This window comes from Acinetobacter sp. YH12233 (assembly GCF_013417725.1).
Lineage (GTDB): Bacteria > Pseudomonadota > Gammaproteobacteria > Pseudomonadales > Moraxellaceae > Acinetobacter.
Genome location: NZ_VPDK01000035.1, coordinates 1 through 15,356 on the forward strand (window position 1 = coordinate 1; position 15,356 = coordinate 15,356).

Sequence of the window (15,356 nt, forward strand, 5' to 3'; positions counted from 1 at the left end):
TAGCTCATGAAATACGGTATTCTGATGGGACAAAACCTGAATCCTGGTCGTTAAAGTGTTTGTTTGCACTCATATTTTAACTGTTAGGACTCAGGTTTTTTTATTTAAAGCAAACTATGGGACAGCAATGGGGAACTTCCTCCTTTTTCAAAGGAGGGTTGGGGGAAGATTTAATAAAAATTAAGCCACATTCCCTTCCAAGAAATCCTGCGCAAAGCGCTGTAATACCCCACCCGCTTCATACACAGAAACCTCTTCTTCAGTATCCAGACGGCAAGTCACCGGCACTTCAATGGTCTGTTTTTTGCCATCTTCAGTCACACGCTCAATCACCAGAGTCAAAGTCGAACGTGGCGCAATATTACCGATCACGCTATATAGCTCAGTACCATCCAGCTTCAAAGTTTTACGATCTGTACCCGGCTTAAACTCAAGTGGAAGTACACCCATACCGACCAGATTCGTACGGTGAATACGTTCAAAGCCTTCAGCCACAATCGCTTCTACACCTGCCAGACGCACACCTTTCGCAGCCCAGTCACGGCTTGAACCTTGACCATAATCTTTACCTGCAACAATGATGAGCGGCTGCTTACGGTTCATGTAGGTTTCAATCGCTTCCCACATACGCATCACTTCACCTTCCGGCTCGACACGTGCTTTAGAACCTTGCTTAATGGTACCGTCGGAACGCACCACCATTTCGTTATACAGCTTCGGATTCGCCAAGGTTGCACGCTGTGCAGTCAGGTGATCACCACGGTGCGTTGCATACGAGTTAAAGTCTTCCTCAGGCAAGCCCATTTTCGCCAGATATTGACCTGCTGCCGAATCCAACACAATCGCATTCGATGGAGATAAATGATCGGTAGTAATGTTATCGCCAAGGATGGCTAACGGACGCATATTTGCCAGAGTACGCGGTGCAGCCAATGCCCCTTCCCAGTATGGCGGACGGCGGATATAAGTACTTTGCGGACGCCAGTCATACAGCGGACTTGCTGCCTGCTCACGCTCACCCAGATCGAACATCGGAATATACACTTTCTTGAACTGTTCCGGCTTCACGGACTCTTTCACCAAAGCATCAATTTCTTCATCCGATGGCCAGATGTCTTTCAGGTAAATCGGATTGCCATCTTTGTCTGTGCCTAGTGCATCTTTCTCAATGTCAAAACGAATGGTACCGGCAATCGCATAAGCCACGACAAGCGGTGGAGATGCCAGGAAAGCCTGTTTTGCATAAGGATGGATACGGCCATCAAAGTTACGGTTACCCGACAAGACTGCTGTCGCATACAGATCACGGTCGATAATTTCCTGCTGAATCTTCGGATCAAGCGCACCAGACATGCCGTTACAGGTGGTACATGCATAGGCCACGATACCAAAGCCCAGTTTCTCCAGATCTTTTAGTACGCCTGCTTCTTCCAAATACAACGCCGCTGCTTTAGAACCCGGAGCAAAAGATGATTTAACCCACGGTTTACGCACTAAACCAAGTTCATTAGCCTTACGTGCCAACAAGCCTGCTGCCACGGTATTACGTGGGTTAGACGTATTGGTACACGAAGTAATTGCCGCAATAATGATCGCACCATCTGGCATTAAACCATCCGTACGGTTTTCTACCACACCCGCAATGCCTTTTTCTTTCAGGTCAGACGTTGATACACGCGCATGTGGATTGGATGGACCAGCGATGTTACGGGTGACAGTCGATAGGTCAAAACGCAATACACGTGGATATTCTGCCTGAGTCATTTCTGATGACCACAGGCCAATCTCTTTCGCATAGGTTTCAACCAGTTTGACCTGTTCAGATTCACGACCAGTCAGCGTCAGATAATCAATGGTGTTCTGATCAATATAGAACATGGCTGCAGTTGCACCATATTCCGGGGTCATATTGGAAATCGTGGCACGATCACCGACTGACATGCTGTCTGCGCCTTCACCGAAGAATTCCAGATAAGCACCAACCACACGTTCTTTACGCAGGAATTCGGTTAGAGCTAAAACAATATCCGTTGCGGTAATGCCCGGCTGACGCTGTCCTACCAGTTCGACACCGATAATGTCTGGCAAACGCATCCATGATGCACGGCCCAGCATCACGTTCTCAGCTTCTAATCCACCAACACCGACTGAAATCACGCCTAGCGCATCCGTATGTGGAGTATGCGAGTCAGTCCCCACACAGGTATCCGGGAATGCCACGCCATCACGGTTCTGAATGACTGGTGACATTTTTTCCAGATTGATCTGGTGCATGATGCCGTTACCCGCAGGAATTACATCGACATTTTCGAAAGCGGTTTTGGTCCATTCAATAAAATGGAAACGATCTTCGTTACGGCGATCTTCTACCGCGCGGTTTTTCTCAAATGCATCCGGATCGAAGCCGCCATATTCGACTGCCAGCGAGTGATCGACGATCAGCTGGGTCGGCACCACAGGATTGACTTTAGACGGATCACCGCCTTGATCGGCAATCGCATCACGCAGACCGGCAAGATCGACCAGTGCTGTTTGCCCTAAGATGTCATGACACACTACACGCGCCGGATACCAAGGAAAATCATGTTCCTGTTTACGCTCAATCAACTGGCGTAAAGACTGTTCTAAAATCGCAGGGTCGCAACGGCGTACCAGCTGCTCGGCCAGCACTTTAGATGTATAAGGAAGTTTGGCATATGCGCCTGGCTGAATATCTTCTACGGCTTGACGCACGTCATAATATTCCAGCTGGGTACCTTGCAACGGTTTCCGGTAGTTATTGTTCATAGCTTGCCTGCCCTCTTTCATTACTCTTTTTATTCATCAAAATATCTTGATGACTTGTTTTTTAATAAAGGCATTGTACGCTGTCGAAAGTCTATTTCCCAAATCTTATAATTTTCAAAAGCTTAAATACTAAAAATGGTATTTTTACCAAAATTACTGACCCATACTTTAGAATTTTGACTCTAAATTGCATTTTTTCTGAAAAATAGGCCTAAATCTGTCTCATTCTTTAGTATGAGATGTTGATAACAGCATAAAAAATAATCAATTTCTTGGAATGAGTTTAAGGATAAATTTCATATGAAATCAAAGCTTAGAATTTTTTAATTTTAGAAATAGCTCATTTAATAAAAAACTGAATCTATATTTTTTTATTTCAGTGTTAAGCATAACTCTTAACCGAAAATGGTAAATTTCATTGCAGATATGGCTCGATGAGTGTAGGCGAAAAAATCATTTTTCAGGTTAGACATACCCCGAAATAAGTTACATTCTCAATTCCATATATTTTTTAAGACTTTCTTACAATTTTAGAAATACGTTAAATATTTATAGGACAATGATTCATAAACATGAGCTTATAAAATGCATCCCTATCTAAAATACTTTACACACGTCATTTTAGCTTACCGTCTGTCGCCCTCCCCCTAATTTGGTGATAACAGTCTGTATCTCAACTTTGTAAATCTACCCTCGAATTACTTCACAACAACAACACTCATCACAAAAGCACATAAGGGTGATTACAATGATACAACTCGCCATTCTTGGTATCGTTGCTGCAGTGATCGCTGTACTGGCAGCAAGCTGGAATGGAGGTAAAAATCCCTCCAATCCTAAACCGCCAACTCCCAACAACCCTAACCCACCTACCACTCCCAATAATCCCAACAATCCACAACCTTCTCCAACAGCACCCGATACTTTGATTAGCAATCCGCCCCTATTGCAAAAAAATTCCAAGGGCACCCATGAACTGATCGTCGCTTATAAAACCGGCAAGATTTACAATCCGAGAAATAGTACCTGGGATCAACTGTTCGTCAGAGGTTATCTCACTAATGCCAGCTTGTTTAACAAGAAAAAAGCTGGAGAGTCTGTTGAAGACCTTTTAATTGGTCCGCAGATCCGGGTCAAACAAGGTGAAACCCTGAAAATTAACCTCAATAACCAGCTTCCACCTGAACAGAAATCCACCTGCCCAGACAAAGTGGATAATGTGAATGATCCACATTGCTTTAATACCACCAACCTGCATACTCATGGCTTCTGGGTAAGCCCTCAAGGCAATAGTGATAATGTTTTCCTGAAATTTAAACCTCAGGAAAAATTTGACTATCAGTACAAAATGGAGCCGAATCATCCGGCAGGAACCTACTGGTATCACGCTCATCTGCATGGCTCAACGGCTATTCAGGTATCGAGTGGTATGGCAGGCCCATTAATTGTAGAAGGCTCAAGAACACCAAAAGTGAAAAATGGCAAAGTCACTGAAACAGGCGATATGGACATTTTATGGAAAGAAAAAAATAGCTATCCAAATGAAAACATCCTGCTATTCCAGCAAATTCAATATCGATGCTCTAACCCTGACCCGGATGTAAAATTTGACCCTCCCAACAATTGCGAAGGTAAAGGCTTAGGATTACTTGAAGATTATACAGATATCGCTAATCCTGGCTCTTGGGCCGGCCAGAACTTTTATACGTCTATCAATGGTAAAGTTTTAGGGGAGATCAAAGTTAAACAGAATGCTTTTAATCGCTGGCGCATGATTCATGGTGGTGTACGCGACACCATTGGTTTGATTATTAAAGAACTGCCAAACTCCAGTAAATTTAGCGCCGCAGACACCCTTAAAGCCTGTCTGGCATATCAGGAAGCAGATCTAAAAGAGTTTAATGAGAGTTTAAAAAGCTTACCTGTTTATACGATTGCTCAAGATGGTTTGACCATGACTCAGGTACAGCGCAGAACACTGTCTGTGTTCCAGCCTGGTTATCGTCATGATGCAATGGTTACCTTCCCAACCACCAATAAATACTGTATTTATGACTCCAAATTAAATATTGAGGATGAAGTGAATGCACCGATCCCAACGGGTCAAATTACTCCTCAACTAGCTCCAAACCACCCTTTCAATGCCCAACTACTGGGATGGGTCAATGTACAGGCAAGCAAAACAAAAGCGCAGACTCCTGCCCAGTTCCTGCAAGAGCGCGCGAAAAAAATTGGTTTAAGCAAAGAGATTCAGACTCAGTTATCCAAACTTGATCTTACTGCCTTTACCGATCATCCATCCCTAATGACTCCTGCAATTGACAAGCTGGTCGCTTCCAGACCAAAACAGTACAGTAAATTTGAACTGGCTTTCGCAAATGGTCTTAAATTTGGCTTCCGCCATAAAGAAGATGGTGACTTACTCAGTTTTGGAGATGCATTTGATGGCGAAGGATCAGTCGGTCGGACACATGCCAAAGATCCGGATCGTGAATATGTACGTCAGTTACAAATTGGGCAGACGGATGAATGGGAACTGACGACCGAAGCTTTTGGTGGCCATCCTTTCCATATTCATGTTAATCCATTCCAGATTGTTAAAATCTTAAAAACTGTCACTGGTCCTAATGGCGAATCTAAAGAAGTTGATGTGAGTGAATTAGCGCCTGATGATAATGACACAGATGATGTGCAATATCGTGGCATGAAAGGACAATTCAAAGATACCCTGTTTATCAAAGCAAACTATAAATTTATTCTTCGCAGTCATTACAAGAAATTTGAAGGTGATTTTGTACAGCACTGTCATATCCTCGATCATGAAGATCAGGGCATGATGGAAACGGTACGGGTCTGTGGAGGCAAATTCCCTTGTGATTCACCTCTGCCAACCTCGTCGCATCATCACTAATTAGACACTCCTGAAAAGGCCAATGATCCCGATTGTTGGCTTTTTTGTTTGCCTCTATTAAATGCTTGCTGCACAATAGTTTGATTGATTTTTAGTATTCAAACTGAGGCTGATCATGGCAACATCTCCTGCTTTTACCTTATTTACGCTGAATGGAGTAGATGCGCAAAAATTCCTTCAGGGTCAAGTTACTTTAAATGTCGAAACTCTGGCTGAAAACCTGACTCGCTATACAGCGATCTGTAGCTTGAAAGGACGTATCCAGTTTGGTATCTGGTTGAAAAAAATTAATCCGGAAAGCTTTGAAATTGTCAGCCCTGAAGATCAGGCAGCAGAACTGGCCAGCCATATTAAAAAGTTTGGTGCATTTTCAAAAATGAAACTGGAACAGGTTGGCCCGGTTTATCCAGTTATTAATGATATCCAGACTGATTTTGTTGAAACTGAAACGGATATTACCCTTTGGCAACAGCAAGCTATTGCTTCAGGTCAGGCTTGGATTCAAGCAACTACTGCGACCCTGTTCCAGCCACAGGAATTGCGTCTTCATCAACGTGAAGGCATTCACTATGACAAAGGCTGTTATCTGGGTCAGGAAGTGATTGCTCGCTTATGGTTCAAAGCCAAGCCAAAACACTGGTTGCATTTGATTCAAGGTACAGGTGAAGCACCTGCTGTTGCGACCAAGCTGCACAATGACGTCGAAGTGGTCAATAGCATTGGTACAGATGAGGGTTATCAGGCTTTGGTAGTTGCCAAACCTGAAGCATTGGCTGAGCTGGATGTACAAGTTCTGGAATTGCCTGAAGCTTTAAGTGGTGATGTGGCACGTCCACAATAATAACCTGTTATCTTGATGCAAAAGCCAGAATTCAATTCTGGCTTTTTTATTTTTATTAGGCTAAACAATTAAATAGACAAAGATTGACTGAATAAAACACACCTTAAACCGAGCACGCTTTTATTGATTCATCTCCTATATGATTCTCAAATAATTTGTAATTAGTCACATATTCAGTATTTACAAAGCCTGAAATCGTCTTATGATGTAGATGAAAACGACAAAAATCGCACCATGGAATTAGGTGTTAGAAAAATTAAGGTTATCGGAACAATGAAAAAATTAGTACTTGCTGCAATTCTTGCAGTGTCCAGCCAATTTGCCCTAGCAAACACTTCAAATGCCCCAGTTGACCCTCAATTTGCCAAAATTGAAGAGATGGTGAATGCCATGAATTTCAAGGGTGCCTACGATGCTTTAAGCAAACTGGCCAGCCAGGGAAATGCACAGGCTATCTATAACCTAGGCTATTTAACGCAAACTGGCCAAGGCACTGCCAAGGACGAAAAAAAGGCTATTCAGCTATATGAACAGGCTGCCAGCAAAGGTTATCCGGTGGCCAACTATGTACTGGGCAAGAATTATACCGGTGGTACTTTAGGCCTTAAGCAGGATTTGGGCAAAGCCAAACAATACCTGGAACGTGCATCGGCAGCCAATTTCGATGAAGCAACCGTAGATCTAGCTATACTTTTATTTGCTGAAGGTACAACAGCTTCTGACCAGCAGGCTTTGAAAAAATTACAGCCTCTGATTAGCAAGGGTAATATGCCGGCCATTCATGCCAAAGCCTTATATGACATCAGCAACGGCTTTAAAACCAAGAATGAAAAGCCGATCCAGCAAGGCTTGAGCAGTATTCAGGATCTGGCGAAAAAAGGCTATATCCCCGCCCTCATGGCGATTGGCAATATGTTTGCCAACGGTAGTATTGTTCCGCAAAACCTGCCTGAAGCGAAAAAGATCTTTGCGGCCCTGGCACAGGAAAATATTCCTAAGGCCAGAGAATCTCTAGCAGCAGTGGATAAAATGATTGCTGAACAGAAAAAAGCACCTGCCAAAAAAAGTTGATCAGACTTAATCAAAATAAAAAAGCTCCTATTGGAGCTTTTTTATGGGATATAGATTTGTAAGTCAGCTTGTTTAACTCCACCACAAAGTAATAAGTCCACTGGCAACCACAAAACCTGCGATAGTACTCATCAATAAAGGGGTTAAGGTTCGCTCATTGAGGCCGTATGCTTGTCCTAACATACCGAAAATCGTTGGCATAGGCAGTGCTGCAATCAAAGTCCCAGCATAGATCATTTCCTGACTCAGGTGAGTCAGTCGACTAAGACCTAGATACATCAGGATCGGCATCAGGATATTGCTGGAAAATACCAAATAGAAACTTTGCAGATTCACATATTTCAGGCTCATGCCCACGATTCCGCCACCAATCGCAAACAGCGCCAAAGGTGAGGCAGTCTGTCCAATCATGGCAAAGACCTGGTCCAGATAAATTGGCAAGCGAATTTCAAAAATCGCACAGGCCATACCCAGCATCACCCCCATAAATAAAGGGTTCTTGAACAGCATGAGAATGGTACTTTTCACAAGACTACCCAGATTGGCTTGATGTTGGGTACCGAGTGCAGCCAGGATCAACACCATCGGAATCAGGATCATGCTTTCAATGATGACCACCAGAGAGGTATAGGTCATTGCATGCTGTCCCACCAATAAAGTGAGTACTGCTGTACCGATCAATCCGGTATTGGACATTGCTGCCCCTAAGGACAGAACAGCACTATGCGAGGAGGTATTCCGGAACTGACGGTGCATCAGCCAGAAGCTGAAACCATAAAGTAATAAAGTGACAGAGGTATAGACCGCAAAGTATTCAAAATACCAGATTTCATGCAGATCTTTAGAGGCTAAAAACTGGAAGAACAGTAACGGTAAGGCCACTTTGATGACAAAGGCCCCTACCATTTCGACCTGTTCTTTTTTTAGAATTTGACATTTCACACTCAGGTAACCTAGTGCCAATAATAAAAATATGGGCACAATTACCGCAATAATCATATGAAATGTCCTGTTGTTTGAGATGCGTTATTATAAGCCTTTCTAAGAAAAAATAGCCTTAAAACGATTCAAACAACTGATTTAAGCCATGCGGTGCAGAACGTAAATATTGTGGAGAAATTGCTATTTTTTCATCCAGCGTTACTGCGGCATGCCAAGGCCAGCGTGGATCATAAAGCAAGGCACGTGCAATCGCGATCGCATCAGCCTGTTTATACTCCAGTATGCCTTCTGCCTGCTGTGCATCGGTAATCAAACCCACAGCAATGACTGGAATATTCACGTCCTTTTTAATCGCTTCAGCAAAAGGGACCTGATAATTCGGATGCACATCAATTTTCTGATCTACATGTAAACCTGCACTCGAAACGTGAATATAGACTGCACCCAGTTTCTCCAGTTCTTTGGATAGTTCGACTGAAGATTCTACATCCCAACTTTCTACGCCATCCATCCAGTCCGTTGCTGAGATACGAACACCAATTGGAAAACCTTCTGGTACGGCGGCTTTTATTGCTTCAAATACTTCAAGCGTCAGACGAATACGGTTTTCAAATGAACCGCCATATTGATCCTGACGATGATTCGATAACGGTGACATGAACTGATGCAGTAAATAACCATGTGCTGCATGTAGTTCAATCAGTTCAAAGCCAGCTTCAACCGCCCGCTTTGCACTGGCTGCAAAATCCTGAATTACTTGCTGGATTTCATCAACACTTAAAGACTTAGGTGGATGTTCATGAGTCTGGAAAGGAATATCACTGGCAGAGACAGTTTGCCAACCGAGTGAATGATCTGGGGCGAACTGCCCTTTGCCACCCCAAGGTTTATCTGTAGAAGCTTTACGGCCTGCATGTGCGAGTTGAATTGCAAAAGGCATTGGAGAAATTGACTTGACCTTTTGCAATAAGGTTTTGATCTGGCTGGCCTGCTGGTCATTCCAAAGCCCTAAATCGGCATAACTGATGCGCCCTTCAGGCTGTACAGCGGTGGCTTCCACAATGCAAAGACCTGCACTGGATAAGGCATAATTGGCCCATTGTTGTTCATGCCAGTAAGTGATTTCACCTTGCTCGGTTGCAGAGTACTGACACATCGGGGCAATCACAATTTTATTTTTAAGTTGCAATGATCCAAACTGAACCGGCTGAAATAGTAGTGACACGCGGTATTCCCTCTTTTTGTGAAGTGGCTTTTCAGAACTTTTTACCAAAAAATAAAAAACAGGCTCTGATGAGCCTGTTTATTTATAACGTGATTAAATTCTTTTTAGAAGATCACTCGTGTAGTCAAACCTAACACCAATGCATTATCCACTTGATTGCTAGATCCCGGATTTATAACGTATTGCAGGTTTGGACGTAGCATCAGCCATTTTGTTGCGTTATAGCTGTAGTTGAGTTCGATATTGTATTCGGCACTCGCATCATAAATTGGACGTGAATCTGCAAAGCGGTCATTTACATGTACACGGTTAACCGCTAAACCCAATATATCATTCGGCTGGCTATCCACCAGACCAATATATTTCAGACCCAACTGTTGTGAATTATCTACTTTATTGGTATCACGATCATGCCAGGTAAAGTTAGCGAATGAGTGTAAACCCTGACGGTCATTACCCGTTGAAGTCAATTGCTGCTCTACAGCTAACCAGCCCGCAAAGGTGCGGTTTTTTCCTTCACCTGTCGCAACATCTTTCTGGTTGGCAACATCATCAGCAGTGTTATACATACCGCCTACACGATAGCTGCCAGGCAAACCATTTACCAATGATTTTGGTGTCCAGATTACTTCTGCAGGAATGGTCACACCATCAGCATTGTCGGTATCCAGACTCCAGCCCTGACCTTCGGCTTTGGCATTACCATTATCTGGATTAAATTCATAAACACCGACTTGTACAGCAACTTCAGGATTTAACTGCTGTTTTACACGTGCACCCCATTGTGCGACTGGGGTATTCATCCAGATATTGCCCTGCCATTTACCCATCTGCGCAGCACAGAATGCTGTACTGGCAAAATCACAAGCCATCACGTTAAAGTCCATACCCAGACCCAGACGACCAGCTTTAATACTCAGACCTTGATCCTTATAGTTCTTTTCAATTGAAAGTTCGGTTAAACGGCTGTCCTGGTTACCACGGCCAAATGTTCCTTGCACATTAGCCATATGCGGTACTGTTTGAGATACTTGTAAATCACGTACCGATGTACTTTGTCCCTGACGTGCAGTCGCAACTGCACGAACCGTTACGCCATCCCAACCTGCCAGTTTTTCCATGTCTAACTGTGTACCTAACCATAACTGTGCAGAAGTTAGAGGATCAGCCCCTTCATTACGTCCGCCATCAGCCAGATATGCTGTATCTGTCAGCAAGTTTGCTTCAAATTTGACACCTTGTTGAGCAAGTTCAGTACGTTTTCCATTCCAGTCACCTAATAGGTACTGTCCTTGAGAATCAAATGCAGACTCAGCCTGCGCAGAGGTCATGGCTGCCATCAATGGCAATAAAGCTAGACTTAACTTTTTCATATAAAACCTAAACATATGGAGAGAGTAAAGGCAGCCTGATGCATGCCCTGTATGACTTGATACAGAACGTTACATAACTTTTCACTTAAAAACGCAGCAATTTTTTTATTATTAGTAAAACTTTGAGTTATAAGAAAAGATATTTTATATAACAATAAATTCTATAGAATTTATATTTTTCAGTAAGTTAAATACTAAAAATCAAACAATATACTTCCTATTTTTATTATTTGGATCTGAAACCATCTCAATATTAAAGTTTATTTTTTAACCAATTGTTAAAATATTTTTGAATGTCCTGCTTATAACTTCTATTCAAACAGGACTTGCATTCAGACTTAAAACGCCCAATATTAGCCTCATGATATTAGCTGCTAAGTGTTATGCCTGAATTACCCGAAGTTGAAACCACCAAAACCAGCCTCCTTCCCCTTCTTAATCAGCAAGTGCTAAAAGTTGAAGTGCGTCAGCCTAGTTTACGTTGGCCGATTCCTGATGATCTCGCGCGTCTGCAAGGACAGCGCCTGATTCAGCTTACGCGTCGTTCCAAATATATTCTGGCGCAATTTGAACAGGATACGATGCTCTGGCATCTGGGTATGTCAGGCAGCTTTCGCTTGTGTGAAGCCAATGAAGAATTGCGCAAGCATGATCATCTGATTATCCAGTTTGAAGAGATCCAGCTGCGTTACCATGATCCGCGCCGTTTCGGCTGTATTCTCTGGTTAGACGCTCAATCACAAAGCAAACTGATTGATACGCTTGGGCCGGAGCCATTAAGCGATGCTTTTAATGCCGAATATCTATTTGAAAAACTAAAAAATAAAAACGTTGGCACCAAAGTTGCAATTATGGATAACCATTTCGTGGTCGGCGTAGGCAATATCTATGCAACTGAAAGCCTGTTCAATATGGGTATTCATCCAGCCCAGCCAGCCTCAAGTTTGAGTTTCGAACAGATTGAAAAACTGGTGGTTGAGATCAAGCGTATTTTAAAACAGGCGATTGACTTAGGTGGTTCTACCTTACGCGACTACACCAATGCTATGGGAGAAAATGGTTATTTCCAGCAGACGCTGTTGGCTTATGGCCGTGCAGGAGAAATGTGCGTGAACTGCGAAACGACACTAGAAAATATCAAGCTCGGCCAGCGCGCATCCGTCTATTGTCCTGAATGCCAGCCGCTAAAAAAGGTAAAGCTTTCACCTAAGCGTGTGGCTGCTGTACGAGGTAAGAAATCATGAAGACTGCGATTGTCCGTCATATTCTGGTGAAGGATAAAGATACGGCTGAACAGCTTAAGAAGAAGATTCTGGCAGGTGCAGATTTTTCTAAGATTGCCAAACAATATTCGACCTGTAACTCTGCCAAACGTGGTGGTGAACTCGGTGAAGTAAAAAAAGGCCAACTTGTTCCAGTGATTGATAAACTGGTCTTTACTGCTGCAGAACATGTTCTACATGGCCCAATCAAAAGTCAGTTCGGTTTTCATTTGGTCGAAATTAAGTTTCGGATGGATTTTTAATTCCTTTAGGGTTCCCTCTCCTCTCAGGAGAGGGTTAGGGAGAGGTCAGAAAATAAAAAAACGGCGCTTATACGCCGTTTTTTTATTTACTCCAAAAGCTTAAGCTTCCGGACATTTTTTTAGCTCATCACGAATTTCACGTAACAATGCAATATCTTCCGGAGTCGCTTCAGGTTCAGGCGCTGCTTCTTCTGCTTTATCACGGCGCAGTTTGTTCATCAGTTTCACCAACCAGAATACAACCCATGCCAATAACAGGAAGTTAATGAGAATGGTCAAGAAATTACCATAAGCAAAGACATTCAGACCGGCTGCCTGTGCTTCAGCCAGATTGGTCACATTATTTGGATTATCGCCTAACACGACAAACCAGTTAGAGTAATCAACATCACCACCCAAGATCCAGCTCACGACAGGCATGATGATATCTTTCACCATAGAATCGATAATTTTACCAAAAGCACCGCCAATGATCACACCCACTGCGAGATCCATGACATTGCCTTTTACCGCAAATTCTTTAAATTCTTGAATAATGCTCATAAAGTCACCAGTATTTTTATGCAATTTTGTGATGGATTATACATTAGTTAGGGATTTCTATTTAAAACTAATTTATTAAGTGTATGTAATTTCTACTCAATAAAAAAGCCGCTGAACTGATTCAGCGGCTTTTTTCGTATGAGTGACCGGTCTTATTTAGAACGGTTACGTTTACGTTCGTTTTCAGTCAGGTAACGCTTACGGATACGGATTGACTTAGGTGTTACTTCAACTAGCTCGTCATCTTCAATGAATTCAAGCGCTTGTTCTAGCGTGTATTCAAGGTTTGGAACAAGAGTCAATGCTTCATCAGTACCAGACGCACGTACGTTAGTTAACTGTTTCGCTTTAGTTGGGTTAACCACCATGTCGTCAGAACGTGAGTTGATACCTACGATCATACCTTCATAAACTTCTAACTGTGGTTTAGCAAACAGACGACCACGGTCTTGAAGTGTGAACAGTGCATAGCCCAGGCAAGTACCTTGAACCATAGAAATCAGTACACCGTTTTGACGTTTCGCAACAGTACCTTGTTTAGCAGGACCGTAGTGCGAGAAGCTTGAAGTCATGATACCAGTACCAGAAGTCATGGTCATGAATTCAGAACGGAAACCGATCAAGCCACGTGAAGGAACAGTTGCTTCAATACGGATACGGCCTTTACCGTCCACTTCCATATTAGTCATTTCGCCTTTACGGTGACCCATTTGTTCCATTACAGAACCTTGGTGCTGTTCTTCAACGTCAAACGTTACGTTTTCGTACGGTTCTTGCATTTGACCGTCGATTTCTTTCATGATCACTTGTGGACGTGATACACCAAGCTCGAAGCCTTCACGACGCATGTTTTCGATCAGTACAGAAAGGTGAAGCTCACCACGACCAGATACTTTGAAACGGTCAGGACTGTCAGTATCTTCAACACGAAGTGCTACGTTGTGGATCAATTCGCGGTCAAGACGCTCACGGATATTACGTGAAGTTACGAATTTACCTTCTTTACCAGCGAACGGAGAGTTGTTCACCTGGAAAGTCATAGACACAGTCGGTTCATCTACAGAAAGTGCTGGAAGCGCTTCAACATTTTTAGGATCACAAATTGTATCTGAAATGTTCAGTGCATCGATACCAGTTACACAAACGATATCACCTGCAGAAGCTTCTTCAATATCAACACGTTCTAGACCATGGTAACCCATGATTTTCAAGATACGGCCGTTACGGGTTTTGCCTTCTTTGTCGATCACACTCACAGGAGTGTTTAATTTCACTGAACCGCGCTGGATACGACCAACACCGATTACACCTACGAAGCTGTTATAGTCCAAAGATGAAATTTGCATCTGGAATGGACCGTCAACGTCAACTGCTGGTGGCTCAACGATGTCTACAATTGTTTGGAACAATGGAGTCATGTCGTCAGCAAGTTCTTCTGGAGAAGGACCAGCAACACCACGAAGACCAGAAGCATAAACTACTGGGAAGTCTAACTGTTCGTCAGTACCGCCAAGGTTGTCGAACAGGTCGAATACTTGGTCGATTACCCAGTCTGGACGCGCACTTGGTTTATCAACTTTATTGATAATTACGATTGGTTTCAAACCACGCGCGAACGCTTTTTGCGTTACGAAACGGGTTTGTGGCATAGGACCTTCTTGTGAATCTACAAGAAGCAGTACGCAGTCAACCATCGACATTACACGTTCAACTTCACCACCAAAGTCGGCGTGTCCCGGGGTGTCCACGATGTTAATACGGTATTCTGTATCTGTACGTTTATCTAACCACTTGATTGCAGTGTTTTTTGCAAGAATGGTAATACCACGTTCAGATTCTAACGCGTTCGAATCCATGACACGCTCGATCTCACCCGCGCGATCACCGAGAGCACCTGATTGTTGCAAAAGTTTGTCTACAAGAGTGGTTTTACCATGGTCGACGTGCGCGATAATGGCAATGTTACGGAGAGTTTTAATATCTGACATGTAAATTCGATACGTTTTAAATTTGAGGGCAAATTATACAGAAAAATACAAACTTTTGACAGTGACTGTTTGTAGAGAGCGTCAATTTTTTTTCCAATTACTTTTGTAATGACGTGTAACTCGATTAGAATAGCGCCACCCAGCCTTAAT

The 15,356-nt window shown here is 43.1% G+C and carries 11 protein-coding genes; 5 read left to right on the forward strand and 6 right to left on the reverse strand.

What is annotated here, in order from left to right; genetic code table 11:
* Positions 1-180: 180 nt before the first annotated feature.
* On the reverse strand, positions 181-2,787 hold the full coding sequence (gene acnD / locus FTV12_RS13025; protein WP_180012161.1) for a Fe/S-dependent 2-methylisocitrate dehydratase AcnD: 2,607 nt from the start codon (positions 2,785-2,787) through the stop codon (positions 181-183).
* Positions 2,788-3,535: 748 nt separating this feature from the next.
* Between acnD and FTV12_RS13030 the strand changes: the two genes are divergently transcribed.
* From FTV12_RS13030 to FTV12_RS13040, 3 genes are all read left to right on the forward strand, one after another.
* Positions 3,536-5,698 (forward strand): multicopper oxidase family protein, encoded by a 2,163-nt coding sequence (locus FTV12_RS13030; RefSeq protein WP_180012163.1) that lies wholly within the window; start codon positions 3,536-3,538, stop codon positions 5,696-5,698.
* 115 nt (positions 5,699-5,813) lie between these two features.
* Positions 5,814-6,539, forward strand: coding sequence for a folate-binding protein YgfZ (locus FTV12_RS13035; protein ID WP_159123690.1), 726 nt, complete (start codon positions 5,814-5,816; stop codon positions 6,537-6,539).
* A 273-nt stretch (positions 6,540-6,812) separates the two neighbouring features.
* A complete protein-coding gene (locus tag FTV12_RS13040) occupies positions 6,813-7,610 on the forward strand; it encodes a tetratricopeptide repeat protein (protein WP_180003841.1) in 798 nt (265 codons plus the stop codon).
* 72 nt (positions 7,611-7,682) lie between these two features.
* Here the strand turns inward: FTV12_RS13040 and FTV12_RS13045 are convergent, their stop codons facing one another.
* The 3 genes from FTV12_RS13045 to FTV12_RS13055 form a co-directional block, all read right to left on the reverse strand.
* A complete protein-coding gene (locus FTV12_RS13045) occupies positions 7,683-8,609 on the reverse strand; it encodes an AEC family transporter (RefSeq protein ID WP_180003843.1) in 927 nt (308 codons plus the stop codon).
* A 58-nt stretch (positions 8,610-8,667) separates the two neighbouring features.
* The gene (locus FTV12_RS13050) at positions 8,668-9,777 is read right to left on the reverse strand and encodes an NADH:flavin oxidoreductase/NADH oxidase (protein WP_180003845.1); all 1,110 of its coding nucleotides are present in this window, start codon (positions 9,775-9,777) and stop codon (positions 8,668-8,670) included.
* A 104-nt stretch (positions 9,778-9,881) separates the two neighbouring features.
* Entirely contained in the window at positions 9,882-11,150 is a 1,269-nt protein-coding gene (locus FTV12_RS13055) for a carbohydrate porin (RefSeq protein ID WP_159123686.1), read from the reverse strand.
* A gap of 383 nt (positions 11,151-11,533) precedes the next feature.
* Here FTV12_RS13055 and mutM point away from each other — a divergent pair, with 383 nt between their 5' ends.
* The gene (mutM, locus tag FTV12_RS13060; RefSeq protein WP_180012165.1) at positions 11,534-12,394 is read left to right on the forward strand and encodes a bifunctional DNA-formamidopyrimidine glycosylase/DNA-(apurinic or apyrimidinic site) lyase; all 861 of its coding nucleotides are present in this window, start codon (positions 11,534-11,536) and stop codon (positions 12,392-12,394) included.
* Positions 12,391-12,675 carry a peptidylprolyl isomerase gene (locus FTV12_RS13065; RefSeq protein WP_004785172.1) on the forward strand — a complete coding sequence of 95 codons (285 nt, stop codon included), beginning with the start codon at positions 12,391-12,393 and terminating at the stop codon, positions 12,673-12,675. The genes mutM and FTV12_RS13065 overlap by 4 nt, the downstream gene beginning before the upstream one ends.
* A 99-nt stretch (positions 12,676-12,774) precedes the next feature.
* Here the strand turns inward: FTV12_RS13065 and mscL are convergent, their stop codons facing one another.
* Positions 12,775-13,218, reverse strand: coding sequence for a large conductance mechanosensitive channel protein MscL (gene mscL, locus FTV12_RS13070; protein ID WP_180012167.1), 444 nt, complete (start codon positions 13,216-13,218; stop codon positions 12,775-12,777).
* A gap of 152 nt (positions 13,219-13,370) precedes the next feature.
* Positions 13,371-15,206: a translational GTPase TypA gene (gene typA / locus FTV12_RS13075; RefSeq protein WP_180012169.1), complete on the reverse strand. Its 1,836-nt coding sequence runs from the start codon at positions 15,204-15,206 to the stop codon at positions 13,371-13,373.
* Positions 15,207-15,356 lie beyond the last annotated feature (150 nt).